The 23514-nt window shown below is 70.9% G+C and carries 23 protein-coding genes and 1 tRNA gene; 14 read left to right on the forward strand and 10 right to left on the reverse strand.

The annotated features are described in order from the left end of the window. Positions 1-30: 30 nt before the first annotated feature. Positions 31-375, forward strand: a complete 345-nt coding sequence (locus ABZ865_RS06880; RefSeq protein ID WP_361225036.1) for a cupin domain-containing protein — start codon at positions 31-33, stop codon at positions 373-375. 124 nt (positions 376-499) lie between these two features. Then, positions 500-1660 carry a Gfo/Idh/MocA family oxidoreductase gene (locus tag ABZ865_RS06885; protein ID WP_361225039.1) on the forward strand — a complete coding sequence of 387 codons (1161 nt, stop codon included), beginning with the start codon at positions 500-502 and terminating at the stop codon, positions 1658-1660. Here the strand turns inward: ABZ865_RS06885 and ABZ865_RS06890 are convergent. Beyond that, on the reverse strand, positions 1641-2681 hold the full coding sequence (locus ABZ865_RS06890) for a LacI family DNA-binding transcriptional regulator (RefSeq protein WP_361225042.1): 1041 nt from the start codon (positions 2679-2681) through the stop codon (positions 1641-1643). The two genes, ABZ865_RS06885 and ABZ865_RS06890, sit on opposite strands and share 20 nt — an antisense overlap. Before the next feature lie 110 nt (positions 2682-2791). On the opposite strand from ABZ865_RS06890, the gene ABZ865_RS06895 reads away from it, so the two are divergent. The 3 genes from ABZ865_RS06895 (at position 2792) to ABZ865_RS06905 (ending at position 5958) form a co-directional block, all read left to right on the forward strand. Then, positions 2792-3976, forward strand: a complete 1185-nt coding sequence (locus tag ABZ865_RS06895; protein ID WP_361225045.1) for a phytanoyl-CoA dioxygenase family protein — start codon at positions 2792-2794, stop codon at positions 3974-3976. A gap of 75 nt (positions 3977-4051) precedes the next feature. Then, positions 4052-4828: an SDR family oxidoreductase gene (locus ABZ865_RS06900; protein ID WP_361225048.1), complete on the forward strand. Its 777-nt coding sequence runs from the start codon at positions 4052-4054 to the stop codon at positions 4826-4828. A gap of 125 nt (positions 4829-4953) precedes the next feature. Beyond that, on the forward strand, positions 4954-5958 hold the full coding sequence (locus tag ABZ865_RS06905; protein ID WP_361225051.1) for a Gfo/Idh/MocA family oxidoreductase: 1005 nt from the start codon (positions 4954-4956) through the stop codon (positions 5956-5958). A 49-nt stretch (positions 5959-6007) separates the two neighbouring features. Here ABZ865_RS06905 and ABZ865_RS06910 read toward each other — a convergent pair whose 3' ends face one another. The 4 genes from ABZ865_RS06910 to ABZ865_RS06925 form a co-directional block, all read right to left on the reverse strand. Continuing rightward, on the reverse strand, positions 6008-6205 hold the full coding sequence (locus ABZ865_RS06910; protein WP_361225054.1) for a hypothetical protein: 198 nt from the start codon (positions 6203-6205) through the stop codon (positions 6008-6010). A gap of 177 nt (positions 6206-6382) precedes the next feature. Further along, a complete protein-coding gene (locus ABZ865_RS06915) occupies positions 6383-7294 on the reverse strand; it encodes an ATP-binding cassette domain-containing protein (protein WP_361225058.1) in 912 nt (303 codons plus the stop codon). A 4-nt stretch (positions 7295-7298) separates the two neighbouring features. After that, positions 7299-8375 (reverse strand): ABC transporter permease, encoded by a 1077-nt coding sequence (locus ABZ865_RS06920; protein ID WP_361225061.1) that lies wholly within the window; start codon positions 8373-8375, stop codon positions 7299-7301. Continuing rightward, a complete protein-coding gene (locus tag ABZ865_RS06925) occupies positions 8375-9394 on the reverse strand; it encodes a sugar ABC transporter substrate-binding protein (protein ID WP_361225064.1) in 1020 nt (339 codons plus the stop codon). Before ABZ865_RS06925 ends, ABZ865_RS06920 begins: the two co-directional genes overlap by 1 nt. Before the next feature lie 173 nt (positions 9395-9567). Between ABZ865_RS06925 and ABZ865_RS06930 the strand changes: the two genes are divergently transcribed. The 5 genes from ABZ865_RS06930 to ABZ865_RS06950 all read left to right on the forward strand — a co-directional run bounded on the left by ABZ865_RS06930 (position 9568) and on the right by ABZ865_RS06950 (position 15424). Next, a complete protein-coding gene (locus ABZ865_RS06930; protein WP_361225067.1) occupies positions 9568-10317 on the forward strand; it encodes a GntR family transcriptional regulator in 750 nt (249 codons plus the stop codon). A 270-nt stretch (positions 10318-10587) separates the two neighbouring features. After that, on the forward strand, positions 10588-11901 hold the full coding sequence (locus ABZ865_RS06935; protein ID WP_361225070.1) for an extracellular solute-binding protein: 1314 nt from the start codon (positions 10588-10590) through the stop codon (positions 11899-11901). A gap of 8 nt (positions 11902-11909) precedes the next feature. Next, complete coding sequence (locus tag ABZ865_RS06940) at positions 11910-12902, forward strand: sugar ABC transporter permease (RefSeq protein WP_361225073.1); 993 nt, start codon at positions 11910-11912, stop codon at positions 12900-12902. Then, on the forward strand, positions 12899-13792 hold the full coding sequence (locus tag ABZ865_RS06945; RefSeq protein WP_361225076.1) for a carbohydrate ABC transporter permease: 894 nt from the start codon (positions 12899-12901) through the stop codon (positions 13790-13792). Before ABZ865_RS06940 ends, ABZ865_RS06945 begins: the two co-directional genes overlap by 4 nt. A gap of 228 nt (positions 13793-14020) precedes the next feature. After that, positions 14021-15424 carry an amino acid permease gene (locus tag ABZ865_RS06950; RefSeq protein WP_361225079.1) on the forward strand — a complete coding sequence of 468 codons (1404 nt, stop codon included), beginning with the start codon at positions 14021-14023 and terminating at the stop codon, positions 15422-15424. A gap of 95 nt (positions 15425-15519) precedes the next feature. Here ABZ865_RS06950 and ABZ865_RS06955 read toward each other — a convergent pair. Then, positions 15520-15593: transfer RNA gene (locus tag ABZ865_RS06955), tRNA-Pro, on the reverse strand. Between the two features lie 105 nt (positions 15594-15698). Here ABZ865_RS06955 and ABZ865_RS06960 point away from each other — a divergent pair. Together ABZ865_RS06960 and cobF are read left to right on the forward strand one after the other, a co-directional pair. Then, positions 15699-16220 carry a DUF309 domain-containing protein gene (locus ABZ865_RS06960; protein WP_361225082.1) on the forward strand — a complete coding sequence of 174 codons (522 nt, stop codon included), beginning with the start codon at positions 15699-15701 and terminating at the stop codon, positions 16218-16220. Positions 16221-16294: 74 nt separating this feature from the next. Beyond that, positions 16295-17068: a precorrin-6A synthase (deacetylating) gene (gene cobF, locus ABZ865_RS06965; RefSeq protein WP_361225085.1), complete on the forward strand. Its 774-nt coding sequence runs from the start codon at positions 16295-16297 to the stop codon at positions 17066-17068. 3 nt (positions 17069-17071) lie between these two features. On the opposite strand, the gene ABZ865_RS06970 is transcribed toward cobF, so the two are convergent. Continuing rightward, positions 17072-17830, reverse strand: coding sequence for a cobalt-precorrin-6A reductase (locus ABZ865_RS06970; RefSeq protein WP_361225087.1), 759 nt, complete (start codon positions 17828-17830; stop codon positions 17072-17074). A gap of 105 nt (positions 17831-17935) precedes the next feature. Here ABZ865_RS06970 and ABZ865_RS06975 point away from each other — a divergent pair, with 105 nt between their 5' ends. Beyond that, positions 17936-18748, forward strand: coding sequence for an HAD-IIA family hydrolase (locus ABZ865_RS06975; protein ID WP_361227194.1), 813 nt, complete (start codon positions 17936-17938; stop codon positions 18746-18748). 10 nt (positions 18749-18758) lie between these two features. Here the strand turns inward: ABZ865_RS06975 and ABZ865_RS06980 are convergent, their stop codons facing one another. From ABZ865_RS06980 to ABZ865_RS06990, 3 genes are all read right to left on the reverse strand, one after another. Continuing rightward, a complete protein-coding gene (locus ABZ865_RS06980; protein ID WP_361225091.1) occupies positions 18759-19532 on the reverse strand; it encodes a sulfite exporter TauE/SafE family protein in 774 nt (257 codons plus the stop codon). A gap of 84 nt (positions 19533-19616) precedes the next feature. Further along, on the reverse strand, positions 19617-21125 hold the full coding sequence (locus ABZ865_RS06985; RefSeq protein WP_361225092.1) for a long-chain fatty acid--CoA ligase: 1509 nt from the start codon (positions 21123-21125) through the stop codon (positions 19617-19619). A gap of 75 nt (positions 21126-21200) precedes the next feature. Further along, positions 21201-22388 carry a thiolase family protein gene (locus tag ABZ865_RS06990; RefSeq protein ID WP_361225095.1) on the reverse strand — a complete coding sequence of 396 codons (1188 nt, stop codon included), beginning with the start codon at positions 22386-22388 and terminating at the stop codon, positions 21201-21203. A gap of 174 nt (positions 22389-22562) precedes the next feature. Here ABZ865_RS06990 and ABZ865_RS06995 point away from each other — a divergent pair, with 174 nt between their 5' ends. After that, entirely contained in the window at positions 22563-23390 is an 828-nt protein-coding gene (locus tag ABZ865_RS06995) for a lysophospholipase (protein WP_361225098.1), read from the forward strand. Positions 23391-23514 lie beyond the last annotated feature (124 nt).

Consider the following 23514-nt stretch of genomic DNA (forward strand, 5'->3'; position numbering starts at 1 on the left):
CCGGGTGAAGTCCCTCGCTAGGGTCGCCCCATGACGCACAGCTTCGCGCTCCACATCCCCGACGCCGACCTCGAACCCGAGCCCCTCGACCCGCAGCAGATCGTCTCCGGGAACCCCGAGGTGACCGGGAAGGTGGTCTGGGAGTCGGCGGACGGCCGGCAGATCCGCGGGATCTGGCAGATCACGCCGGGCGTGGTCACCGACACCGAGGCGGACGAGCTGTTCGTGGTGATCAGCGGTTCGGCGACCGTCGAGGTCGAGGGCGGTCCGACGCTGCAGGTGGGGCCCGGCGACATGGCCGTGCTGCGCGCGGGTGACCGTACGACGTGGACGGTGCACGAGACGCTGCGCAAGGCGTACGCGATCAACCTGTGAGGCCGGGCGGCGGAGCTCGCCGACGGAGCCACTGATTGACTCGAAGCTCATGTCCGTACAAAGGTGGCCCGGACAGGATGTGGACCGTGTCCAAAGAGGCTGAAGAGGCCGAAGAGGGGCTGTCATGGTGGATGCGCTCGGGGTCGCCGTCGTCGGGTTCGGCTGGATGGGGCGGGTGCACACCCAGGCGTACGCCCGCGTCCCGCACCACTATCCGCAGCTGCCCCTGCGTCCTGAGCTGGTGACGGTCGCCGAGGAGGTGCCGGGGCGGGCCGAGGAGGCCGCGGAGCGGTTCGGGTTCGCCTCCGCGACCCGGGACTGGCGCGAGGTGGCCGCCGATCCGCGCGTCCAGGCGGTCAGCATCACGGCCCCGAACTTCCTGCACCGGGAGATCGGCGTGGCGATGGCCGCGGCGGGCAAGCACATCTGGATCGAGAAGCCGGTCGGCCTGACCGGCGAGGACGCCCGCGCGGTGGCCGACGCGGTCGCCGCGGCCGGCGTGCAGGGCGCGGTCGGCTTCAACTACCGGAACGCGCCCGCCGTGGAGGCCGCCCGCGATCTGATCGCCTCCGGCGAGATCGGCACGGTCACGCATGCGCGCATCCGGCTGTTCAGCGACTACGCCGCCCACCCGGACGGCGCCCTGACCTGGCGCTACGAGCGGGAGCGCGGCGGCAGCGGGGTGCTCGGTGACCTGGCCTCGCACGGCGCCGACCTGGCCCGTTTCCTGCTGGGCGACATCGCGTCGCTGACCGCCGACACCGCGATCTTCCTGCCGGAGCGGGCCCGCCCGGCGGGCGCCACCGCCGGTCACGCCCTCGCCTCCGGCGGCGAACCCGGCCCGGTCGAGAACGAGGACTACGTCAACTGCCTGCTGCGCTTCACCTCCGGCGCCCGGGGCGTCCTGGAGGCCTGCCGGGTCTCGGTCGGCGAGCAGAACGACTACGGCTTCCAGGTGCACGGCACCAGGGGCGCGGTGTTCTGGGACTTCCGCCGGATGAACGAACTCGGGGTCAGCCGCGGTACGACGTACCAGGACCAGCCGGTGAGCACGGTGTACGTCGGCCCCGGCGACGGCGAGTTCGCCGCGTTCCAGCCGGGCGCGGCCAACGCGATGGGCTACGACGACCTGAAGGTCATCGAGGCCTACCGCTTCCTGCGCTCCGTCGCCGAGGGCCGGCCGTACGGCGCGACGCTCGCGGACGCGGTGCGCAGCGCCGCCGTGCTGGACGCCATGGCGGAGTCGGCCGAGCGCCGGGCGTGGGTCAGCCTGCCGATGTCGTAGGCATGGTGGGCATGTTGTAGGGGGTGACCACCTGGATCGCGGACGGCAGGACCGGTCCGGCGGGCGGCAGGGCACCGTGGTGGCGCATCACCTCGTGGCAGGCCTCGCGCAGGTCGTGCCGCAGGTCGTGGTGGAGGACAGCGGAGAGCCGGTGCTCGCGCAGCAGGCGGGTGTTGTCGTGGTCGAGGTCGTGCGCGACGAACACCGCGCACGGGCGGCCGAGGTCGGCGAAGGCGCGCAGGGTGGCGTTGTTGCCGCCGCCGATGGAGTACACGGCCCGGATCTCCGGGTCGCGTTCCAGGGCGGCGCGGACGAGGTCGTACTGGGTGGCGTCCAGGCCCTGTCCCTCGGCGATCTCCACGAGCGTGCGCCCCGGGTGCCGGGCGCGCATGACGCCGCGGAAGCCCATCTCGCGCTCCTCCTCGTTGCGGAAGAAGCCGCTGCTGAGGCTGGTGAGGACGTTGCCGGGCCGGTCGCCGAGCCACTGGCCCATCAGGTAGGCGGCGGTGGCGCCGGCGGCCCGGTTGTCGGTGCCGACGTAGGCGATACGGCCGCTGGCGGGCAGGTCGGTGACCAGGGTGACGACGGGGATGCCGGCCGCGGTGAGCCGGCCGACGGCGGCGGTGACCTCGGGGACGTCGGGTGCCTTGAGGATCACGCCCTGCGAACCGCGGCGGGCGATCCGGTCCAGCGTCCCGACCTGCTCGGCCGCCGGTCCGGTCTCGCGGAAGTGGAAGCGGGAGCGGACCACGGCCGGGTGCAGCGAGGGCAGTTCGGCCTCCAGGGCGGCGCGCACGGCGGTGGTGAACCGCTCGGGCGCCTGCACCACGATGTCGACCATGAAGGTACGGCCGACCAGCCGGACCTGGGTGCGCTGCCGGTCCAGGTCGGCGATGGCCCGGTGCACCTCCTGCGCGGTGCTCTCGCGCACTCCTCCCCTGCCGTTCAGCACGCGGTCCACGGTGGCCTCGCTGAGTCCCGCCTGACGTGCGATCTCCCGGATCGGGAACGGGTGGCCCATGGACCGGCTCCTTGAGGGGTTTTTGATGGTCCTCTGCTGGTTGTTCGAGGTGTTTGTACTGACAAGAATGACAGGGCCGCGTCGCCGGCGTGAAGGAAGGCAGGACGACGATGTCCCTCACCACCGCACAGGGCCGTGCCTGGCTGTCCGAGCAGGACTGCGACCTCGACGCCTTCCGCGCCCTGGTCACGCGGACCACCGACCTCGCCGACTTCCCGTACGCCTCGTCGGTGGAGAGCGGCGTCCTCCTCTACGACAGCGAGCGGCTGCGCGCGCTCGGTGACCACCGGGACGTGCAGGATGTGTGGGACGTGCGGGCCGAGCTGGTCCGGGCGCTCACCGACGGCCCCGGCATCGTGGTCTTCAAGGGCGCCTTTCCCGACCCGGCGGTCGTCGACCGGGCGACGGCGGTGTTCGACGCGCTGATCGCCGAGCAGCACGCCTCGGGGGCGGGCGCCGGGGACCACTTCGCGAAGCCGGGTGCCAACGACCGGGTCTGGAACGCCCTGGAGAAGGCGGCGCTGTACGACCCGGAGGCGTTCGCCGACTACTACGCCAACGACGTCCTGGCCCTGGTCTCGGCGGCCTGGCTGGGTCCCGGTTACCAGGTCACCTCCCAGATCAACGTGGTCAACCCGGGCGGAGCCGCCCAGACCCCGCACCGGGACTACCATCTCGGCTTCCTGGCCAACGAGGTCGCCACCGCCTTCCCCGCGCACGTCCACCGCCTTTCCCCCGTGCTCACCCTCCAGGGAGCGGTCGCGCACTGCGACATGCCGGTCGAGTCCGGGCCGACGCTGTACCTGCCCTACTCGCAGCAGTACGAGCCCGGATATCTGGCCTGGCGGCTCCCCGCGTTCCAGGACCACTTCGCGGCACACCACGTCCAGCTGCCCCTCGCCAAGGGCGACGCGGCCTTCTTCAACCCGGCGCTCTTCCACGCCGCCGGGACGAACCGTTCCGCGGACATCCGGCGCATGGCCAACCTGCTCCAGGTGTCCTCGGCCTTCGGGCGCGCGATGGAGACGGTGGACCGGGAGGCGGTGGCCAACGCGGTCTTCCCGGTACTGCTGCGCCGCAAGGCCGAGGGCGCGGGCGAGGCGTGGCTCGACCGGGTGATCGCCGCGAGCGCCGAGGGCTATCCGTTCCCCACCAACCTCGACAGCGACCCGCCGGTCGACGGTCTGGCCCCGCCCTCGCAGGCGGACCTGGTACGGCGGGCCGTGCGCGAGGAATGGTCTCCTGGGCGGCTCCGCGAGCGGCTGCGGGCCGGCGCGGAACGCAGACAGAGCTAGACAGCGCAGAGAGCCACAGGGCCGGCCGGCTCTGGAGTGCTTCAGAGAGCCGGCTTCGGAGAGCTGAGGAGCGTCATGGGACTTCTCGACGGCAAGGTCGTCCTCGTCAACGGCGGCAGCCAGGGCGTGGGCGCGGCCATCGCGCGGGCCGCCGTCCGCGAGGGTGCGGTCGTCGCCGTCACCGGCCGCCGCACCGAACCCGGTGAGGCGCTGGTGACCGAGCTGGCGGCGGGCGGCGGCAAGGCGATGTTCGTCCGCGCCGACCTGGCGGACGCCGACCAGGCCAAGGCCGCCGTGGCCGAGGTGGTGGACGAGTACGGTCGGGTCGACTGCTTGGTGAACTCGGCGGGGCTGACCTCGCGGGGCACGCTGCTGGACACCACGCCCGAGCTGTTCGACGCGCACATCGCGGTCAACCTGAAGGGGCCGTTCTTCGCGATGCAGGCGGCGGTCTCCGACATGGTGGCCCGCAAGGCGCCCGGCACGATCGTCAACATCATCACCTCGTCGGCGCACGGCGGACAGCCGTTCCTCGCGCCGTACGTCGCCGCCAAGGCCGGCCTGATGGGCCTCACCCGCAACGCGGCGCACGCCCACCGCTGGGACCGGATCCGGATCAACGGCCTGAACATCGGCTGGACCGCGACCGAGGGCGAGGACGCCACCCAGCGCGCCTTCCACGACGCCGGCGACGACTGGCGCGAGCAGGCGGCGGCCCGGCTCCCGATGGGCAAGCTGGGCCAGCCGGACGAGATCGCCGACTTCGTGGTCCTGCTGCTGTCCGACCGCTCGGGCGTGGTCACCGGCTCGGTGATCGACTGGGACCAGAACGTACTGGGCGGCCTGGACTGAGACGCACCGCGACCACGAACGCAGGAACGCAGGAACGCAGGAACGCAGCGAACACGACCGCACGACAGCGGCGCACACCACCGCAGGAAAGCGGTAACCACCACCAGAGGAAAGCAGCGAAGCACATGCGCATCGGAATCCTCGGCCTCGGCCGCATCGGCGCCTTCCACGCCGAGACCCTCTCCGGGCTCGACGCCGTCGAGTCCCTCGTCGTCACCGACCCGTTCGCGGACGCGGCCAAGGCAGCGGCCGAGCGGTTCGGGGCCGAGGTCGCCGACTCACCGGAGGCGCTGCTGGCGGCAGGAGTGGACGCCATCGTCGTGGCGGCCGCGACCGACGCCCACCCCGCGCTGATCCTGGCCGGCGTGGAGGCCGGCGTCCCCGTCTTCTGCGAGAAGCCGGTCGCCCGCACGATGGCGGAGGGCGTCGAGGTGCTGAAGGCCGTGCGGGGCAGCGCGGTGCCGATCCAGATCGGCTACAACCGCCGCTTCGACGCGGGCTTCGTCGCCGCCCGGGACGCGGTCCGGGCCGGTGAGCTGGGCAAACTGCACACGGTCCGCTCGACGACCCTGGACCCCGCGCCGCCGCCCGCCGCCTACATCGCCGCCTCCGGTGGCATCTTCCGGGACTGCTCCGTGCACGACTTCGACATCATCCGCTGGGTCACCGGCCGCGAGGTCGCCGAGGTGTACGCGGTCGGCGGCAACCGGGGCGCGGACTACATCAGGGAGGCGGGCGACGCCGACACCACCGGCGCGATCCTCACCCTGGACGACGGCACGATCGCGGTGATCTCCAACTCCCGCCACAACGCCCGGGGTTACGACGTCCGCATGGAACTCCACGGCTTCCAGGACTCGATCGCCGTCGGCCTGGAGGACAAGCTGCCGCTGCGCTCGGTCGAGCCCGGCGTGACCTTCCCGGCGGGCACCCCGCACGACTTCTTCATGGACCGCTTCACCGACGCCTACCGCGCCGAACTCGCCGCCTTCACCGAGGTCGTGGCCGGCGACCGGCCCTCCCCCTGCACGGTCGAGGACGCCCTGGAGGCGGGCTGGATCGCCGAGGCCTGCACCCTGTCCCTGCGTGAGCACCGGCCGGTGACGATCGCCGAGGTCCGCACCGCCTGACCGGCCCACCGCCCCCGGGGACACGGCGCCGCAGCACTCCGCGTGCGGTTCAGAGGCAGTAGCGCACCAGCCACTCGTCCGCGTTGTAGGTGTCGCGCGCCGGGTCCGGCAGGGTCGCCGGCTTGGTCTCCACCGTGTCCTCGGGGCGTATCCGCTCGGGCAGGCGGCTGAAGCGGTTGTGCTCCGGGGCGGCGGCCGCCTCCGTGGCCTGTCGGGGCGTGTCGCGGCGTTCCGTGCGGTGTGCCATGTCGTTCTCCCGTCCTCGCGGGGGTTCCCCGTCGTCCGTCACAACGCCGGGACGCCCCCGATGGTTCCCGTCCCGACGCGCCGGAGCACCGAACAGAACGGCGCCCCGTCCGAGCGGGCCCGGATGCGGGCCTGCTCGGACGGGGCGTTCGCCATGTCGGCCGATCCCATCCGGATGTCAGCCGCTCTCCTCCGGCGCCTGCGCCACCGGTGCCGTGAGGTCCTCCTCCTCCGGGAGTTCCTCGACGTCGACCCCGCGCACCTGCGCCAGCTCGTGCTTGAGGGCCGCGAGTTCGGCGCCGCCGGCCATGTGGTTGGTCAGCTCCTCCAGGCTGACCTCGCTGCGGTCGGCGCTGAGTTCGAGGGTGCCGAGGCGCAGCACGCTGAAGTGGTCGCCGACCATGTAGGCGTGGTGCGGGTTGTGGGTGATGAAGATGACGCCGAGGCCGCGGTCGCGGGCGGCGGCGATGTACTTCAGCACGACACCGGACTGCTTGACGCCGAGCGCGGCGGTCGGCTCGTCCAGGATCAGCACCCGGGCGCCGAAGTAGACGGCGCGCGCGATCGCCACGCACTGGCGCTGGCCGCCGGAGAGCGTGCCGATGGGCTGTTCCAGGTCGTCCAGGACGATGCCCATGTTGCGCAGTTCCTGGTCGGCGGTCTTCTTCATCCGGGCGATGTCCAGGCGGCGGACCGGCCAGGGGCCCTTGGTCATCTCGGAGCCGAGGAAGAAGTTCCGCCACACCGGCATGAGCGGGACGGTGGCGAGGTCCTGGTAGACGGTGGCGATGCCCTTGTCGAGTGCCTCGCGCGGGGTGCCGAAGCGCACCGGGGTGCCGTCGACGAGGAAGTCGCCCTCGGTGTGCTGGTGCAGTCCGGAGATGATCTTGATGAGGGTGGACTTGCCGGCGCCGTTGTCGCCGAGGACGCAGGTCACCTGGCTCGGGTAGACCGTGAGGTCGACGCCGTGCAGGGCGCGGATGTTGCCGTAGGACTTGCCCGCTCCGCGCAGTTCGACGATCGGGCCGTCCTTCGCGGGCGGGCTGTCCTGGACGACGGCGCCTTGGGTTCCGGTTCCGTTGTCGGTCATCGGGTCACCTCCGGGTCGCTGTGCGCTGGACCCACAGATTGATCAGGACGGCGCCGAGCAGCATCACGCCGAGGAAGGCCTTGAACCAGTCGGGGTTCCAGCCCGCGAAGACGATGCCCTGGTTGACCATGCCGAACATGAACGCCCCGAAGACCGGGCCGATCGCGGAGCCGTAGCCACCCGTGAGCAGACAGCCGCCGATGACCGCCGCGGCGATGTAGATCAGCTCCTGGCCGACGCCCTCGCCGGACTGCACGCTGTTGAAGGAGAACAGGTTGTGCATGCCGATGAACCAGGCGCCGAAGCCGACCAGCATGAACAGCGTGATCTTGGTGAAGTTCACCGGCACGCCGACGGCGCGGGCGCTGTCCTTGTTGCCGCCGACGGCGAAGATCCAGTTGCCGTACTTGGTGCGCAGCAGCACCCAGGTGGCCAGGGCCGCGAAGGCCAGCCAGTAGAAGACGGTGATCTTCACCTCGACGCCGCCGATGTCGACGGAGGACGCGAAGATCTTCCTGGCCTGGTCGAAGCCGTCCATGTCGCTGATGTCGTCGGTGGCGACGTTCCCGGTGACCAGCTTGGTGACGGCGAGGTTGACGCCCTGCAGGATCAGGAAGGTGCCGAGGGTGACCAGGAAGCTGGGCAGGCCGGTCCTGACCACCATCCAGCCGTTGAAGGCGCCGATGGCGAGCGAGACGACGAGGGCGACGATCACCCCGGTCCACACGTTCACGGTCAGCTGGTAGCTGAGCATGCTCGCGGTGAGCGCGGAGGTGATCACGGCGACGCCGGAGGACAGGTCGAACTCTCCGCCGATCATCAGCAGAGCCACCGGGAGGGCCATGATGCCGATGGTCGAGGACTGGTAGAGCACCGTGGCCATCGAGCTGCCCTGGCGGACCGTGGGCGCCGCGATCAGGAAGAAGACCAGGACGGCCAGGGCCCCCAGGAAGACGCCCACTTCGGGCCGGGCCAGCAGCCGCAGCGCCAGGGGGCGCCGGCGGGTGCGGCCGTCGGTCTCCTTGGGGCCTGGCGCCGACGGCCTGCCGACCGCCGGCTCAGCCTGTTGGGCCATGCTCATCACCGGGTGCCCTTCTCGGCGAACTGGGCTATCTGGTCGACGTTGGACTTGTCGACGAAGGCCGGGCCGGTGAGGACCGGCTGTTCGCCACCCCCGCTGTAGTTGCCGTTGTTCTTGTACAGCCACAGGGAGTCGATCGCCAGGTAGCCCTGCAGGTACGGCTGCTGGTCCACGGCGAACTCGACGGTGCCCTGCTTGATGGCGCCGCTGAGCTGCTTGTTCAGGTCGAAGGTGGCGACCTTGGCCTTGCTGCCCGCGTCGCCCACCGACTGCGTCGCGGTCAGCGCGATCGGGGCGCCGAGGGTGACGACATGGTCGATGGAGCTGTCCTGCTTCAGCTTGGCCGTGATCGTCGACTTCACGGACGGCATGTCGGCGCCGTTCACGTACAGCGTCTCAGTCGTGCCGGAAAACGTCTTCTTCACGCCGTCGCAGCGCTGGGTGAGGCCGATGTTGCCCTGTTCGTGGATCACGCAGACCGCCTTCTTGGCGCCGACCTCGTTCAGCCTCGCGCCGAACGCCTCGCCCGCCACCGTCTCGTCCTGCCCGAAGAACTCCAGCAGACCGAGCTTCTTCCAGTCGCTGACCCCGGAGTTCAGGCCGACGACGGGGATCTTGGCCGCGCCGGCCTTGCCGACCACGTCCTTCAGGGCGTCCGGCTTGGCCAGGGTGACCGCGATGCCGTCGACCTTCTGGTCGATCGCGTTCTGCACCAGGTTGGCCTGGGTGCCGGCGTTCGGGTCGTGGGAGTAGATCAGCTTGATGTTGTCCTTGGCTGCGGCGGCCTCGGCGCCCTTGCGGACGATGTCCCAGAAGGTGTCACCGGCGGGCGCATGGGTGACCAGGGCGACCGTCATCCGGGGGGTGTCGGCCTTGCCCGCTGAGGCACCCGACCCGCTCTCTTCGGCCTTCTTCCCCCCGGAGCTGCTGGAGCAGCCGGCGAGGGTGAGGGCCGCCGCAGCGGCCACGGCCACGAAGGGGGCCAGTCTGCGGGAACGGGAGCGAGAAGAGCGGTCCATCTTTCCTGCACCTCACTGTGCTACGGCGAAAGGGCGCTGATGTGTTGGGACGGGATCAAAGTCCGTGTCGGGCCCGCTGTCAATACTTTGTTAAGACATCATTTCAGAAGCAGGTCAGAATGTAAGCACAAATCATTGACAGCGTTGCCGGCCCACCTCTACACCTGAGAGGCATGAGCCACTCCTACCCCGTGGACTTCACCCTCGACCGCACGAGTCCGGTGCCGCTCTACTACCAGCTCGCCCAGCAACTGGAGGCGGCCATCGAGCGGGGGATCCTCGCCCCGGGAAACCTCCTGGGCAACGAGATCGACCTGTCCGTGCGCCTCGGCCTGTCCCGGCCCACCGTCCGCCAGGCCATCCAGTCCCTGGTCGACAAGGGCCTGCTGGTGCGCCGCCGCGGAGTCGGCACGCAGGTGGTTCACAGCCAGGTGAAGCGGCCGCTGGAGCTGAGCAGCCTCTACGACGACCTGGAGGCGGCCGGCCAGAGCCCGACCACCCAGGTGCTGCGCAACGACCGCGTTCCCGCCACCGCCGAGGTGGCCGCCGCGCTGGCCCTCGCGGAGGGCGCCGAGGTGGCGGTGCTGGAGCGGCTGCGCCGCACGCACGGCCAGCCCGTGGCGTTCCTGCGCAACTACCTGCCCGCTTCCCTGCTCGAACTCGACACCGTACGGCTGGAGTCGACGGGCCTGTACCGGATGATGCGCTCGGCGGGCATCACCCTGCACAGCGCCCGCCAGACCGTCGGCGCCCGCGCCGCCGGCGCCGAGGAGGCGGCCCTGCTGGACGAGAAGGAGGGCGCCGCCCTGCTCACCATGCGGCGCACCGCCTACGACGACACGGGCCGACCGGTGGAGTACGGCAGCCACGTCTACCGGGCGTCGCGCTACTCCTTCGACTTCCAACTGCTGGTCAGGCCCTGATTCAAAAACCGCCCGCGTTCACACAGCCCCCGCGGCGGCCCCCGCCGCGGGGGCTTCTCGCACCGCTCCGCACCGAAGTCGCAGGTAACGATTGCGATTACGTTTCGGGCAAGAGACTCCCCAGTGCGAACCGACCTATTGACGCATGCGCGGGCGTGGGGCTGTTATTACGCCCACGATGTTCGGTCGAGTTGATTTCTGATCGGTTTCGTACACCTTCCGGGGTCGACTCAACCCCTTGGCCGAACCCTGCATGCCTCAGGAGCCGCCATGCGCCTCTCCCCGTCCGGTCTTCACGTCCCTGGTCCCAGCCGTCGCTCGCTGCTGCGCGGAGCCGGCGGCGCGGCCCTCCTCGCCGGTGCCGGCATACCCCTGCTGAGCGCCTGCGGCGGCAGCGGCTCGGGCTCCGACCCGAAGACCGTCACCGTGGGCTCCAACGCCTCGGACGCCGTGCCCAAGAAGGCCTTCGCCGACGTCTACGCGGACTTCAAGAAGCAGTCGGGCATCACGGTGAAGGTGAACACCAAGGACCACAACACCTTCCAGGAGCAGATCAACTCCTACCTCCAGGGCACGCCGGACGACGTGTTCAACTGGTTCGCCGGCTACCGCATGCAGTTCTTCGCGGCCAAGGGCCTCGCCTCCCCGATCGACGACGTGTGGCAGAAGATCGGGGACAACTTCCCCGAGGCCATGAAGAAGCTGAGCAAGGGCGAGGACGGCAAGTACTACTTCGTGCCGCTGACCACGTACCCGTGGGCGATCTTCTACCGCAAGAGCGTCTTCCAGCAGCACGGCTACGAGGTCCCCACCACCTGGGACCAACTGGTGGCCCTGTGCAAGCAGATGAAGAAGGACGGCCTGGTCCCGATCGCCTTCGGCGACAAGGACGCCTGGCCGGCGATGGGCACCTTCGACCAGATCAACTTCCGCCTCAACGGCTACGACTTCCACGTCCAGCTGATGGCGGGCAAGGCCTCCTGGACCGACGCCAAGGTCAGGGCCGTCTTCGACCACTGGTCGGAGCTCCTGCCCTACCACCAGGACGGCTTCATGGGCCGCACCTGGCAGGACGCCGCCCAGACCCTGGTGTCGAAGAAGGCCGGCATGTACCTCCTGGGCTCCTTCGTGGCCCAGCAGTTCACCGACAAGGCGGACCTCGACGACCTCGACTTCTTCGCCTTCCCGGAGATCGACTCCGCGTACGGGCAGGACACCGTCGAGGCCCCGACGGACGGCTTCATGGTCAGCAAGTCCCCGAAGAACCACGACGGTGTCGTGAAGCTGCTGGAGTACCTGGGCAGCCCGGCCGCCGAGGAGCTGTACCTCAAGGGCGACCCGAGCGTGGTGGCGGCCTCCAACAAGGCCTCCACCTCCGCGTATTCGCCGCTGCAGAAGAAGGCGTTCGACATGATCGGCAACGCCAAGAGCCTGACCCAGTTCATGGACCGCGACAGCCGGCCCGACTTCACCTCCACCGTGATGCAGCCGGGGCTGCAGAAGTTCCTGCAGAACCCCAAGGGCGTGGACGGTCTGCTGTCGTCGATCGAGCGCCAGAAGAAGCAGATCTTCGCGTCCTCGTGAGCGCCTCGATGACCACCGACACGACCGGCGGCACGACCGCCGAGGCCCCGGAGGCGGCCGCCGCGCCGCCTCCGGGTGCCGCGTCCGAGCCGAAGCGGGTCACGCGGGGCCACCAGCGCCTGCTGACCCGCCGCGACCGGTTCACGCTCGCCCTGATGGCGGGCGTGCCCACGGTCCTGCACGTGGCCCTGGTCTGGGTCACCGCCCTCGCCTCCATCGCGCTCGCCTTCACCACCTGGGACGGCATCGGGTTCGACTCGATCAAGTGGGTGGGCCTGGACAACTTCACCCAACTCTTCAACGACAACCCGCAGTTCTGGCCGGCCGTCCAGCACAACGTCGTCTGGTTCGTCGTCCTGATCCTCGTCCCGACGCCGCTCGGCCTGTTCCTCGCCGTCCAGTTGGACAAGAAGATCCGCTTCAGCCGCGTCTACCAGACCGCGTTCTTCCTGCCCGTCGTCATCTCCATGGCGTGCATCGGCTTCGTCTGGCAGCTCGTCTACAACCCCGACACGGGCCTGATCAACAGCATCATCGGCGCCAACAAGCCCGGCCACTACATCGACTGGATCGGCGACCCCGACCTCAACCTGTGGGCCGTCCTCATCGCCGCGTCCTGGCGGCACACCGGTTACATGATGATCCTGTACCTGGCCGGCCTGAAGAGCGTCGACCCGTCGCTGCGGGAGGCCTCCGCGCTGGACGGGGCGAACGAGTGGCAGACGTTCAGGAACGTCATCTTCCCGACCCTGCGCCCGACCAACACGGTCGTCCTCGTCGTCACCATCATCGAGGCGCTGCGCGCCTTCGACCTGGTCTTCGTCTTCAACAAGGGCGCCCAGGGCACGGAGTTGCTGTCGATCCTGGTGACCAACAACATCATCGGCGAGTCCAGCCGCATCGGCTACGGATCGGCCATCGCCGTCGTCCTGCTGGTGATCTCCCTCGCGGTGATCATCCCGTACCTGGTGGCCACCTTCCGGAAGGAGCGTCGTTCGTGAGCGCCTCCACCGTGACCGCTGCGCCGAGACGGCGGGCCCCGATCCGCCCGGCCCGGATCCTGCTGCACGTGTTCCTCGCCGGCACCGCCCTGGCGTGGCTGGCGCCGCTGCTGTGGGCCGTCTTCTCCGCCCTGCGCCCGTACAGCGAGACCAGCGCCAAGGGCTATGTCTCCTGGCCGGACACGCTGAACCTCGACAACTTCACGAACGCGTTCCAGCAGTCGGACATGCTGCACTACTTCGGCAACACGCTGATCATCGCCGTACCGGCCGTGCTGCTGACGCTGTTCCTGTCCTCCTGCGTCGCCTTCTACGTCGCCCGCTTCGACTTCCGCCTGAACCTCGCGCTGCTGCTGGTCTTCACGGCGGGCAACCTGCTCCCGCAGCAGGTCATCATCACCCCGCTGTACCGGCTGTACCTGCTCACGGACCTGCCCGGCATCACGGCGAGCGGCAAGCTGTACGACTCCGCGCTGGGCCTGGTCCTGATCCACGTGGCGTTCCAGTCCGGGTTCTGCGCGTTCGTGCTGAGCAACTACATGCGCTCGCTGCCGCACGAGCTGACCGAGGCCGCGCTGGTCGACGGCGCCTCGGTGTGGCGGCTGTACTGGCAGATCACGCTGCCGCTGTGCAAGCCGGCGATGGCGGCCCTGGCGACCTTGCTGTCGATCTGGATCTACAACGACTTCTTCTGGGCCCTCGTGCTGATCTCGACCGGCGAGAACATGCCGATCACCTCGGCCCTGAACAACCTCTCCGGCCAGTACTTCACCGACCCCAACCTGGTCGCGGCCGGCGCGCTGCTCACCGCGATCCCGACGCTGATCGTGTACTTCCTGCTCCAGCGCCAGTTCGTCAGCGGCCTCACCCTGGGCTCGAACAAGGGGTGAGGCCTGCTCGCCACCAAGGGGGTGAGGCCGGCTCGACACCAAGGGGAGGTCGCTCGGCACCGACCGCAATTTCTTCCGGCACGACGGCCACGGTGGGGCGTTTTTGCACGAACGCGTGCCCTTTACGACACAAGAAACGGTGATTTGGAGCCCGGTCGGGGCATCCCCGACCATGGGCTCGCCCCGGCGATCCCGGGAACACCAGTTCTATGAGAGGTACACCCACCCATGCACGTCACCGGAACCGCCGAGACGTCGGCTCCGGCGCCCTCGCCCACCCCCGAGGTTTCCGGTGAGGCCCCCCACGGCAACGACGGCAGGCACGCCCGCCGCTTCGGACTGCCCGTCGCGACCGCCCTGGTCATGGGCAACATCATCGGCGGCGGCATCTTCCTGCTCCCCGCCTCCGTCGCCCCCTTCGGCACGGTCAGCCTTCTCGCCTTCGCCGTCCTGACCGTCGGCGCCATCGCCCTCGCGCTGGTCTTCGGCCGGCTCGCCGAGCGCACCCCGCTCACCGGCGGCCCCTACGTCTACGCCCGTGAGACCTTCGGCGACTTCGCCGGATTCCTCACCGCCTGGTCGTACTGGATCACCACCTGGGTCTCCAACGCGGCGCTCGCCGTGGCCGCCGTCGGCTACCTCGACGTGCTGATCCCGGTGAACGGCCACCGCTGGACCGCCTGCCTGGCCGCGCTCGTCATCCTGTGGCTGCCCGCGCTCTCCAACCTCGCCGGCACCCGGTACGTGGGCGCCGTCCAACTGGTGTCCACCGTGCTGAAGTTCGCGCCGCTGCTGCTCGTCGCCGTCGGCGGTCTGTTCTTCTTCGATCCGCACAACCTGGGCCCGTTCCACGCGGGCGGCGGCAGCGCGATGGGCGCGGTGTCGGCCTCCGCCGCGATCCTGCTCTTCTCCTACCTCGGGGTGGAGTCCGCCGCGGTCAGCGCGGGCGAGGTCGAGAACCCCCGGCGCAACGTGGGTCGCGCCACCGTCATCGGCACCGCGGGCGCGGCGCTGGTCTACCTGCTGGGCACGCTCTCCGTCTTCGGCACAGTCCCGCACGGCCGGCTGGTGACGTCCACCGCGCCCTTCTCGGACGCCGTGAACGCCATGTTCGGCGGCAGCTGGGGCGGCTGGGCCGTCGCGCTCGCCGCGCTCGTGTCGATGACCGGCTGCCTCAACGGCTGGACGCTGCTCAGCGCCCAGACCCCGTACGCGGCCGCCCAGGACGGCCTGTTCCCGGCCGCCTTCGCGCGCCGCCGGCGCGGTGTGCCGACCGTCGGCGTCCTCGTCACCGTCGTCCTCGCCTCGCTGCTCACCGTGTACAACTACGCGTCCGGCTCCGGCAAGGTGTTCGAGTCCCTGGTGCTGATCACGACGTTCACGGCGACCGTGCCCTATCTGCTGGCCGCCGCCGCGCAGATCTTCCATCTCGTCTCGGGGCGCCGCGACCAGGTCGACCGCGCCCGGCTGGTCCGCGACTCCGTGATCGCCGCCGTCGCGGCCGGCTTCTCGATGTGGCTCATCGCGGGCTCCGGCTACGCGGCCGTCTACCAGGGCGTGCTCTTCCTCTTCGCCGGCGTCGTCGTCTTCGCGGTGATGGCAGCACGGCGCCCGGCGATCGCCGGAAGGTGATCGCTGGAAGGTGATCGCTGGAAGGTGATCGAGAACGACCGAGGGGCCGTGTCGGATCTGATCCGACACGGCCCCTCGACTCGCGTTTCCGCCAGTCGGGACGACAGGATTTGAACCTGCGACCCCTTGACCCCCAGTCAAGTGCGCTACCAAGCTGCGCCACGTCCCGATGCGCTCACTCGCGGTGACCCGCGTGATCGCGCGAACAGCACTTTACCCCACATGCGGGGCTGCGCCGAAGAGGGCCCCGCGCGTGGAGGGGACAATCGGTCGTATGGGAGACGCAGGCACGGAGGCGGGCAGGCCGGCGGACGGCCGGGACCGGGATGCGGCCGGGCGGGCACGCAACGCACGGCCGCGGGACGGGCTGGGCCGGCCGTTGCCGTACGGCGCGGAGGGGGTCGAGCGGCAGCCGGAGGGGGTCGTGCGGACCCCGCGGGAGACGGTGGCGGAGGCGCAGGCACTCCTGGACGCGGGGAAGCCGTTCCACGCGCACGAGGTGTTCGAGGACGCCTGGAAGTCGGGCCCCGAGGACGAGCGGGCGCTGTGGCGTGGACTGGCCCAGCTGGCGGTGGGGCTCACCCACGCGGCGCGCGGGAACGCCACCGGCGGTGCGCGGCTGCTGCGGCGGGGCGCGGGCGCGGTGGAGGGGTGGGCGGCGAAGCGGGACGCCGACCGGCCGTACGGGATGGATCTCGGCGGGCTCGTCGCCTGGGCCCGGGAGCTGGCCACAAGGGTGGAGGGCGGGGCGGGGCCCGTCGACGCGGGAGCCGAGGCGCCACGACTCGGTTCCTGACCGCAGGAGCGCCTCGTCGCGGGGTGTGTGGAGGCGGTGGACGCTCTGTCAGTGGCATGGGGCAGACTCGGGGCGTGCGAAAGATTCATGTCATCGGTATCGGCGCGGGCGACCCCGACCAGCTGACCCTGCAGGCGGTCAAGGCGCTGCGGAGCACGGACGTCTTCTTCCTGCTCGACAAGGGCGAGGTGAAGAGCGACTTGACCCAGCTCCGCCGGGACATCCTGGACACACATCTGCCCGAGGGGTCGTACCGGGTGGTGGAGGCCCGGGATCCCGAGCGGGACCGCGGGGCGGGCGGGGCGTCGTACTCGCCGGCCGTCGAGGACTGGCGCAGCGCCCGCGCCGGGATCTACGAGCGGCTGATCACCGAGGAGCTGGGCGAGGACGGCACCGGCGCCTTCCTGGTGTGGGGGGATCCCTCGCTGTACGACAGCACGCTGGGGATCCTGGAGGAGGTGCTGGAGCGCGGCGCGGTGGAGTTCGCGTACGACGTGGTGCCCGGCATCAGCAGCGTCTCCTCGCTGGTCGCCCGCCATCGCACCGGGCTCAACCGGGTGGCCCGGCCGGTCCAGATCACCACCGGGCGCCGGCTGGCCGAGGGCTTCCCGGAGGGCGTGGACGACGTCGTCGTGATGCTGGACGCGCACCAGACCTTCCGGCAGTACGCCGAGGAGGACATCGACATCTACTGGGGCGCGTACATAGGTACCCCGGACGAGATCCTGGTCTCCGGTCCGATCGCGGAGGCGGGCCCCCGCATCGAGCGCCTGCGCGCCGAGGCCCGCGACCGCAAGGGCTGGATCATGGACACGTACCTGCTGCGCAGACACCCGGGCGAGGCCTGAGCATCACCGTTCACCGAAGCGTTCTCCGAACCCGAGGCGACTGAGCACTCCGGGGACGTCCGGTACGGCCGTCACGCCCTGCGGCAGTTCGGGGCGGCGTACGACGACCACGGGCAGCCCGAGGTCCCGGGCGGCCGTCAGTTTGGCCGCCGTGGCGTCGCCGCCGCTGTCCTTCGTCACCAGCACCTCGATGCGGTGGGCGCGGAGCAGTTCGGTCTCGTCGGCGAGGGTGAACGGGCCGCGCGCGAGGACGAGTTCGGTGTGCGGTGGCAACGGGGGCTCGGGGGGCTCCACCGATCGGACGACGAAGTGCAGGTCCGTCAGGTGGGCGAAGGCGGCGAGTCCCAGGCGGCCGGTGGTGAGGAAGACGCGGGTGCCGAGGCGGGGAAGGGCTTCGGCGGCGGCGGGCAGGGACGTGACGTCGTGCCAGCGGTCGCCGGGGGCCGGGCGCCAGCTCGGGCGGCGCAGGACGATGGTGGGGATTCCGGTCGCCCGCGCCGCGTGGGCCGCGTTCGCGGTGATCGACTCGGCGAAGGGGTGGGTGGCGTCGACCAGGGCGTCCACATGGTGCGCCCGCAGCCAGTCGGCCAGTCCCTCGGCGCCGCCGAAGCCGCCGACACGTACCTCCCCGTCCAGCGCTCCCGGCCGGGTCACCCGGCCCGCGAGAGAGGTGGTGACCCGGACGCCGGGGCGGGCGGCCAGGTCGGTGGCGAGACGGCGGGCCTCGGTGGTGCCGCCGAGGATCAGGACGTGCCGGGACATGCGGTGAGCGTAGGCGATGGGCGGTCGGGGTGCCCTCGCCGGTTCGCCTGGCCGGTCGGAGCGTGTCCGGCGGTTGTGGTCCTCTATCGTCCTCGCATGGCTTCCGTGACGTCCGTGCGTGCCGTGCTCATCGACATCGACGGGGTGCTCACCGTGTCCTGGCGGCCGTTGCCGGGTGCGGTGGCGGCCCTGCGGGCGATCCGGGAGGCCGGGCTCGGGGTCGTGCTGGTCACCAACACCACCTCCCGGACCCGGGCGTCGATCTCCGCGACGCTGGCGGACGCCGGCTTCCCGGTGAGCGCTGAGGAGATCCTGACCGCGCCCGCGGCCACGGCCGCCCATCTGGCCGGGTCCCGCTGCCTCCTGCTCAACAGCGGGGACGTCGGGGATGACCTGGAGGGGATCACCCTCGTCGGGAACGGCGAGGTCGGGGAGGGCGAGGCCGAGGACGCCGAGGAGGAGGGCGCCGTGCCGGACGTCGTCCTCGTCGGCGGTGCCGGGCCGGAGTTCGGGTACGAGGCGCTGAACCGGGCCTTCGGATGTCTCCAGCGGGGTGCGCGGCTGGTCGCCATGCACCGCAATCTGTACTGGCGCACGGACGCGGGGCTCCAGCTGGACGCGGGCGCGTTCATCGCGGGGCTGGAGGCGGCCGCCGGGACCGAGGCCGAGGTCACCGGGAAGCCGGCGCCCGCGTTCTTCGAGGCGGCCCTCGGGCGGCTCGGCGTGGGCGCGCGGGAGGCGTTGATGATCGGGGACGACGTCGAGTCCGACGTGCTGGCGGCGCAACGGCTCGGCGTCACCGGGGTGCTGGTGCGGACCGGCAAGTTCCTGCCGGAGGCGCTCGACCGGGCGAGCGGCCGCCCCGACCACGTCCTGGACTCCTTCGCGGACCTGCCCGGCCTGCTGGGGCTCGGCTAGGTCGCGGGCCCTAGGTCAGGAGCAGTTCCACGCCGCCCACGATCGTCGCCGCGATCACCAGTTGCTCGAAGAGTCGCTGGTTGATCCTGTTCACAGCCCATTTGCCGAAGAACGCACCCGGCACGACGAACACCAGCAGCGCGGCGTCAAGGAGCAGCGAGCGGCCGTCGATCAGGCCGAGTCCGGCGCTGAAGGGCACCTTGGACACGTTCACGATGAGGAAGAAGAAGGCGGAGGTGCCAAGGAAGCCGAGCTTCCGGAAGCCCGCCGACAGGAGATACATCGACATCACCGGGCCGGCCGCGTTGGCGACCATCGTGGTGAACCCGCCGAGGACGCCGTACGAACGCGCCTTCATCCGGCCGGCCTTGCCGGTGACCGCGTCCGGCTCCTCGGGCGCCGCCTCCCGGCGGCGCCGCCACAGCGTGACCCCGGTCATCAGCAGCAGGATCGCGCCGATCGAGGTCCGCACGATCCCGTCGTCGGCCCAGACGAGGAACAGCGTGCCGGCCACCACGCCCGCCGCCACCGCCGGGAACAGCCGCCACAGCGTGGGCCAGTGGGCGTGCCGCCGGTAGGTGAGGACGGCGAGCACATCACCGGCGATCAGGACGGGCAGCAGCACGCCGGTGGAGGCGCGGGCGGGCAGGACGGCCGCGAAGACGGCGAGGCTGACCGTGTTGGCCCCGCTGACGGCGGTCTTGGAGAAGCCCACGAGGAGGGCTGCGAGGGCGAGGGCGGCGAACTCCCAGCCGGATATGTGCCAGAGCGTCATCGTGTTCATGCGGGAACCGATGCTATGTGCACACGTCCGGGCCGGGTGAGCGCGGTCCCGCGGACCGGACCGGCACCGTGGTCCGGGCGGGCCTCAGCCGGCGTACCGCGTCCGCAGCTCGCGCTTGAGTACCTTCATGCTCGGCCCGAGCGGCAGCGCGTCCGTGAACTCCACGCGCCGCGGGTACTTGTGCCGGCCCAGGTGTTCCTTGGACCAGTCGGTGATCGCGGTGGCGTCGGGCGGCGTGCCCTGCGCGGGGACGACGACGGCGCACACCTCCTCGCCGTGCAGTTCGTCGGGCAGGCCGATGACGGCGACCTGGGCGATGCCGGGATGGCGGACCAGGACCTCCTCGACCTCCCTCGGGTACACGTTGTAGCCGCCGCGGATGATGACGTCCTTCTTGCGGTCGACGATCCGCAGGAAGCCTTCCTCGTCCTTGGTACCGAGGTCGCCGGTGCGGAACCAGCCGTCGACCAGGGCCTCGGCGGTGGCCTCCGGGCGGCCGAGGTAACCGGAGAAGACGTTGTGGCCGCAGATGACGACCTCGCCCAGTTCACCGGCCGGCAGGAGTTCGATGCGGCCCTCGACCTCCGCGCGGGCGATCTCCACGTCGACGCCCCACAGCGGGTGGCCGATGGTGCCGGCCCTGGTGCCGAAGACGGGCTGGTTGACGGTGGCCGTCGGCGAGGTCTCCGACAGCCCGTACCCCTCGTAGATCCGCGCTCCGAAGGCCGCCTCGAACCGTTCCAGCACGGCCACCGGCAGCGAGGCGCCGCCGGAGACGCACACGCGCAGTGCGGGCAGCACGTCGGCGTCCGCGGCTGCCGCTACCAGGGCCACGAACATGGTGGGCACGCCGTGGAACGTGTTCACGCCCTCCTTCACCATCAGCTCGATGGCGCGGGCCGCGTCGAAGCGGGGCAGCAGGACGAGCGTGGCGCCCGCCCGCCAAGTGGAGTTGAGCGAGACCGTCTGGCCGAAGGCGTGGAAGAGCGGGAGGGCGCCGAGCGCGACGTCGTCGGCGCGGATGTCGTTGGCGTCGAAGGCGTTGACGGTCGCGTTCATCACCAGGTTGAAGTGGCTGAGCACGGCGCCCTTGGGGACGCCGGTCGTGCCGCTGGTGTAGAAGATCACGGCCGGGTCGTCGGCGGCGCGGGTGACGTAGGAGGACAGCGGGGTGGCCTCGGCCGTGAGCCGGTCCAACTCCTCGCCCAGGACGACGACGTGGATGCCGAGGGCGTTCGCGGCGGCCCGTCCGGTCTCCGCCTGTGCCGGGTGCACGAGCAGCAGCGTGGCGTCGCTCTCCTTGAGGACGTGCTCGACCTCGGGCGGCGACAGCAGCAGGTGGACGGGTACGACGACTCCGCCCGCCGCCGCGATCGCGTAGTAGGCGACCGGGAACTCGGCGGTGTTGGGTGCCATCAGGGCGACCCGGTCCCCCGGCCCCACACCGAGTCCGGTGAGCGCGCCAGCCTGTGCCAGCGCCTTCCGCCACACCTCGGCGAAGGAGAGCCGCAGATCTCCTTCGACGAGGGCGGTCTTCTCGGGACGGCGCTTGGCGTTCTCCGCGAGGATGGCGGCGACGGACAGGGTTGCCATGGAGTGGTGCTCCGTTTCCTTGCCGCGGCTCGTGCTACCGAATCCCCATACCGGGGAGCCCCCCGTTGAAGAGTGTCAGTGCCGCTCGACCAGCACCGCGCTGCCCTGCCCCACGCCCACGCACATGGTCGCCAGACCGCGCTCGGCGCCGGTGCGGCGCATGCGGTGCAGCAGGGTGGTGAGGATGCGGGCGCCGGAGCAGCCGAGCGGGTGGCCGAGGGCGATCGCGCCGCCGTACGGGTTCACCAGCTCGGGGTCGATGCCCAGTTGGTCGACGCAGGCGAGGGCCTGGGCGGCGAAGGCCTCGTTGAACTCGGCTTCCTGGACGTCGCCGATCTCCCAGCCGACCCGGGCGAGCGCCTTGCGGGTGGCGGGGACCGGGCCGATGCCCATCACGTCGGGGTGGACGCCCGCCGAGGCGCCGGCGACGTACCGGCCGAGGGACTCCAGGCCCAGCTCGTTCAGGGCCTCCTCGCTGACCAGCAGGAGTCCGGCCGCGCCGTCGTTCATCGGTGAGGCGTTGCCCGCGGTGACGGTGCCGCCGGTGCGGAAGACCGGCTTGAGGCGGGACAGCTTCTCCAGCGAGGTGTCCTCGCGGACGCACTCGTCCTGTTCGACCGTGATGCCGTCCGGGCGCTCCACGGGCAGGAGTTCGTCGTCGAAGTGGCCGTTCTTGCGGGCAGCGGCGGCCCGTTGGTGGCTGCGCAGCGCGAACTCGTCCTGCCGGTCGCGGGAGACGCCGTAGCGCTCGGCGACCTCCTCGGCGGTCTCGCCCATGGCCAGCAGGCCGTGCAGCTCCTTCATGGCCGGGTTGACCAGGCGCCAGCCGAGGCGGGTGTCGTAGGTCTCGATGCGGTGCGGCAGGGCCTCGTCGGGGCGGGGCAGGACGAACGGGGCGCGGCTCATGGACTCGGAGCCGCCGGCGATCACGATGTCGGCCTCGCCCGCGGCGATGGTGCGGGCGGCAGTGGTGACCGCTTCGAGGCCGGAGGCGCACAGCCGGTTGACGGTGGCACCGGGCACGGAGTCGGGGAGGCCGGCCAGCAGTGCGGCCATGCGGGCGACGTTGCGGTTGTCCTCGCCGGCCTGGTTGGCGGCGCCCCAGTAGACGTCGTCGACGCGGGCGGGGTCGAGGGCGGGCACGTCGGCCACCAGCCGGCGGATCACGGTCGCCGCGAGATCGTCGGGCCGTACGGAGGACAGACCTCCGCGCAGCTTGCCGATGGGGGTGCGGCGGGCGGCCGCGAAGTGGACGGGACGCACGGCTTGGACTCCTGACCTACGACGCTGTGGATCAGCATGGACCTGTGGACCTGGGACGGCGGTGCCGGTGTGCGACAGACCGCTTAATTAGCACTGCTAGTTTTCGACTATAGACCCCGGACCCGCCCCCTGGGAAGATCCTCCCGGACCTTCACCCAGGCAGCCGGAGGAGACATGGCCCACGTCCGCGCACACACCCTGACCGGCACCCAGGGCGCCCTGGCCGTGCACGAGTGGCCGCACCCGGCGCCGCGGTACCTGGCGCTCGTGGTGCACGGGTACGGCGAGCACGCCGGCCGGTACGAGGAGCTGGCGGGCGTCCTCACCGGGCACGGGGCGGCCGTGTACGCGCCCGATCACCTGGGGCACGGGAGGTCGGCCGGGGAGCGGGTGCTGATCGAGGACTTCGAGGACGTCGTCACCGATGTGCACGGCGTCGCCGGCCTCGCCCGCGCCGAGCACCCCGGGCTGCCGCTCGTCATGGTGGGGCACTCCATGGGCGGCCTGATCGCGGCCCGGTACGCGCAGCGGTACGGCGACGAGCTGAGCGCGCTCGTCCTGTCCGGACCGGTGATCGGCACGTGGGAGCTGCCCGGCCGGCTGCTCGCCCTCCCCGAGATCCCGGACACCCCGATCAGCCCGGCCGCGCTCTCCCGCGACCCCGCCGTGGGCGCCGCCTACGCCGCCGATCCCCTGGTCTGGCACGGCCCCATGAAGCGGCCGACGCTGGAGGCGTTCGTCCGCACCCTGGAGACCGTCGCCAAGGGCGGTGACGTCGGCACGCTGCCGCTGCTGTGGCTGCACGGGGACGACGACCGGCTGGTGCCGCTGCCCGGCAGCCGGGTCGGTGTGGAGCGGCTCAGTGGCGGCCGGCTGACCGAGCGGATCTTCGCCGGGGCACGGCACGAGGTGTTCAACGAGACGAACAAGGCCGACGTCTTCACCGAGCTGCTCCATTTCCTCGACGGCGTGCTCCTCACCATTCCCACGCCCGCCCGCTGACCTGCGCCCACCGTGGACCTGCGCGACGCCGCATGATCGTGTCAGACTGCCCGCACGCCCCGAAGTGAGGCGCACGGCACCGGAGTTGGAGGAGGAACACGTGACGGGGAGCGGACCGGGCACC

It is taken from the genome of Streptomyces sp. NPDC047085, from assembly GCF_040643735.1.
In the GTDB taxonomy this organism is placed as follows: Bacteria; Actinomycetota; Actinomycetes; order Streptomycetales; family Streptomycetaceae; genus Streptomyces.

Bases quoted from the DNA above. Each gene is read 5' to 3' on its own strand.
- ABZ865_RS06880 (WP_361225036.1), top strand. From the start codon at position 31: ATGACGCACAGCTTCGCGCTCCACATCCCCGACGCCGACCTCGAACCC.
- ABZ865_RS06885 (WP_361225039.1), top strand. From the start codon at position 500: ATGGTGGATGCGCTCGGGGTCGCCGTCGTCGGGTTCGGCTGGATGGGG.
- ABZ865_RS06890 (WP_361225042.1), bottom strand. From the start codon at position 2,681: ATGGGCCACCCGTTCCCGATCCGGGAGATCGCACGTCAGGCGGGACTC.
- ABZ865_RS06895 (WP_361225045.1), top strand. From the start codon at position 2,792: ATGTCCCTCACCACCGCACAGGGCCGTGCCTGGCTGTCCGAGCAGGAC.
- ABZ865_RS06900 (WP_361225048.1), top strand. From the start codon at position 4,052: ATGGGACTTCTCGACGGCAAGGTCGTCCTCGTCAACGGCGGCAGCCAG.
- ABZ865_RS06905 (WP_361225051.1), top strand. From the start codon at position 4,954: ATGCGCATCGGAATCCTCGGCCTCGGCCGCATCGGCGCCTTCCACGCC.
- ABZ865_RS06910 (WP_361225054.1), bottom strand. From the start codon at position 6,205: ATGGCACACCGCACGGAACGCCGCGACACGCCCCGACAGGCCACGGAG.
- ABZ865_RS06915 (WP_361225058.1), bottom strand. From the start codon at position 7,294: ATGACCGACAACGGAACCGGAACCCAAGGCGCCGTCGTCCAGGACAGC.
- ABZ865_RS06920 (WP_361225061.1), bottom strand. From the start codon at position 8,375: ATGAGCATGGCCCAACAGGCTGAGCCGGCGGTCGGCAGGCCGTCGGCG.
- ABZ865_RS06925 (WP_361225064.1), bottom strand. From the start codon at position 9,394: ATGGACCGCTCTTCTCGCTCCCGTTCCCGCAGACTGGCCCCCTTCGTG.
- ABZ865_RS06930 (WP_361225067.1), top strand. From the start codon at position 9,568: ATGAGCCACTCCTACCCCGTGGACTTCACCCTCGACCGCACGAGTCCG.
- ABZ865_RS06935 (WP_361225070.1), top strand. From the start codon at position 10,588: ATGCGCCTCTCCCCGTCCGGTCTTCACGTCCCTGGTCCCAGCCGTCGC.
- ABZ865_RS06940 (WP_361225073.1), top strand. From the start codon at position 11,910: ATGACCACCGACACGACCGGCGGCACGACCGCCGAGGCCCCGGAGGCG.
- ABZ865_RS06950 (WP_361225079.1), top strand. From the start codon at position 14,021: ATGCACGTCACCGGAACCGCCGAGACGTCGGCTCCGGCGCCCTCGCCC.
- ABZ865_RS06960 (WP_361225082.1), top strand. From the start codon at position 15,699: ATGGGAGACGCAGGCACGGAGGCGGGCAGGCCGGCGGACGGCCGGGAC.
- ABZ865_RS06970 (WP_361225087.1), bottom strand. From the start codon at position 17,830: ATGTCCCGGCACGTCCTGATCCTCGGCGGCACCACCGAGGCCCGCCGT.
- ABZ865_RS06980 (WP_361225091.1), bottom strand. From the start codon at position 19,532: ATGAACACGATGACGCTCTGGCACATATCCGGCTGGGAGTTCGCCGCC.
- ABZ865_RS06985 (WP_361225092.1), bottom strand. From the start codon at position 21,125: ATGGCAACCCTGTCCGTCGCCGCCATCCTCGCGGAGAACGCCAAGCGC.
- ABZ865_RS06995 (WP_361225098.1), top strand. From the start codon at position 22,563: ATGGCCCACGTCCGCGCACACACCCTGACCGGCACCCAGGGCGCCCTG.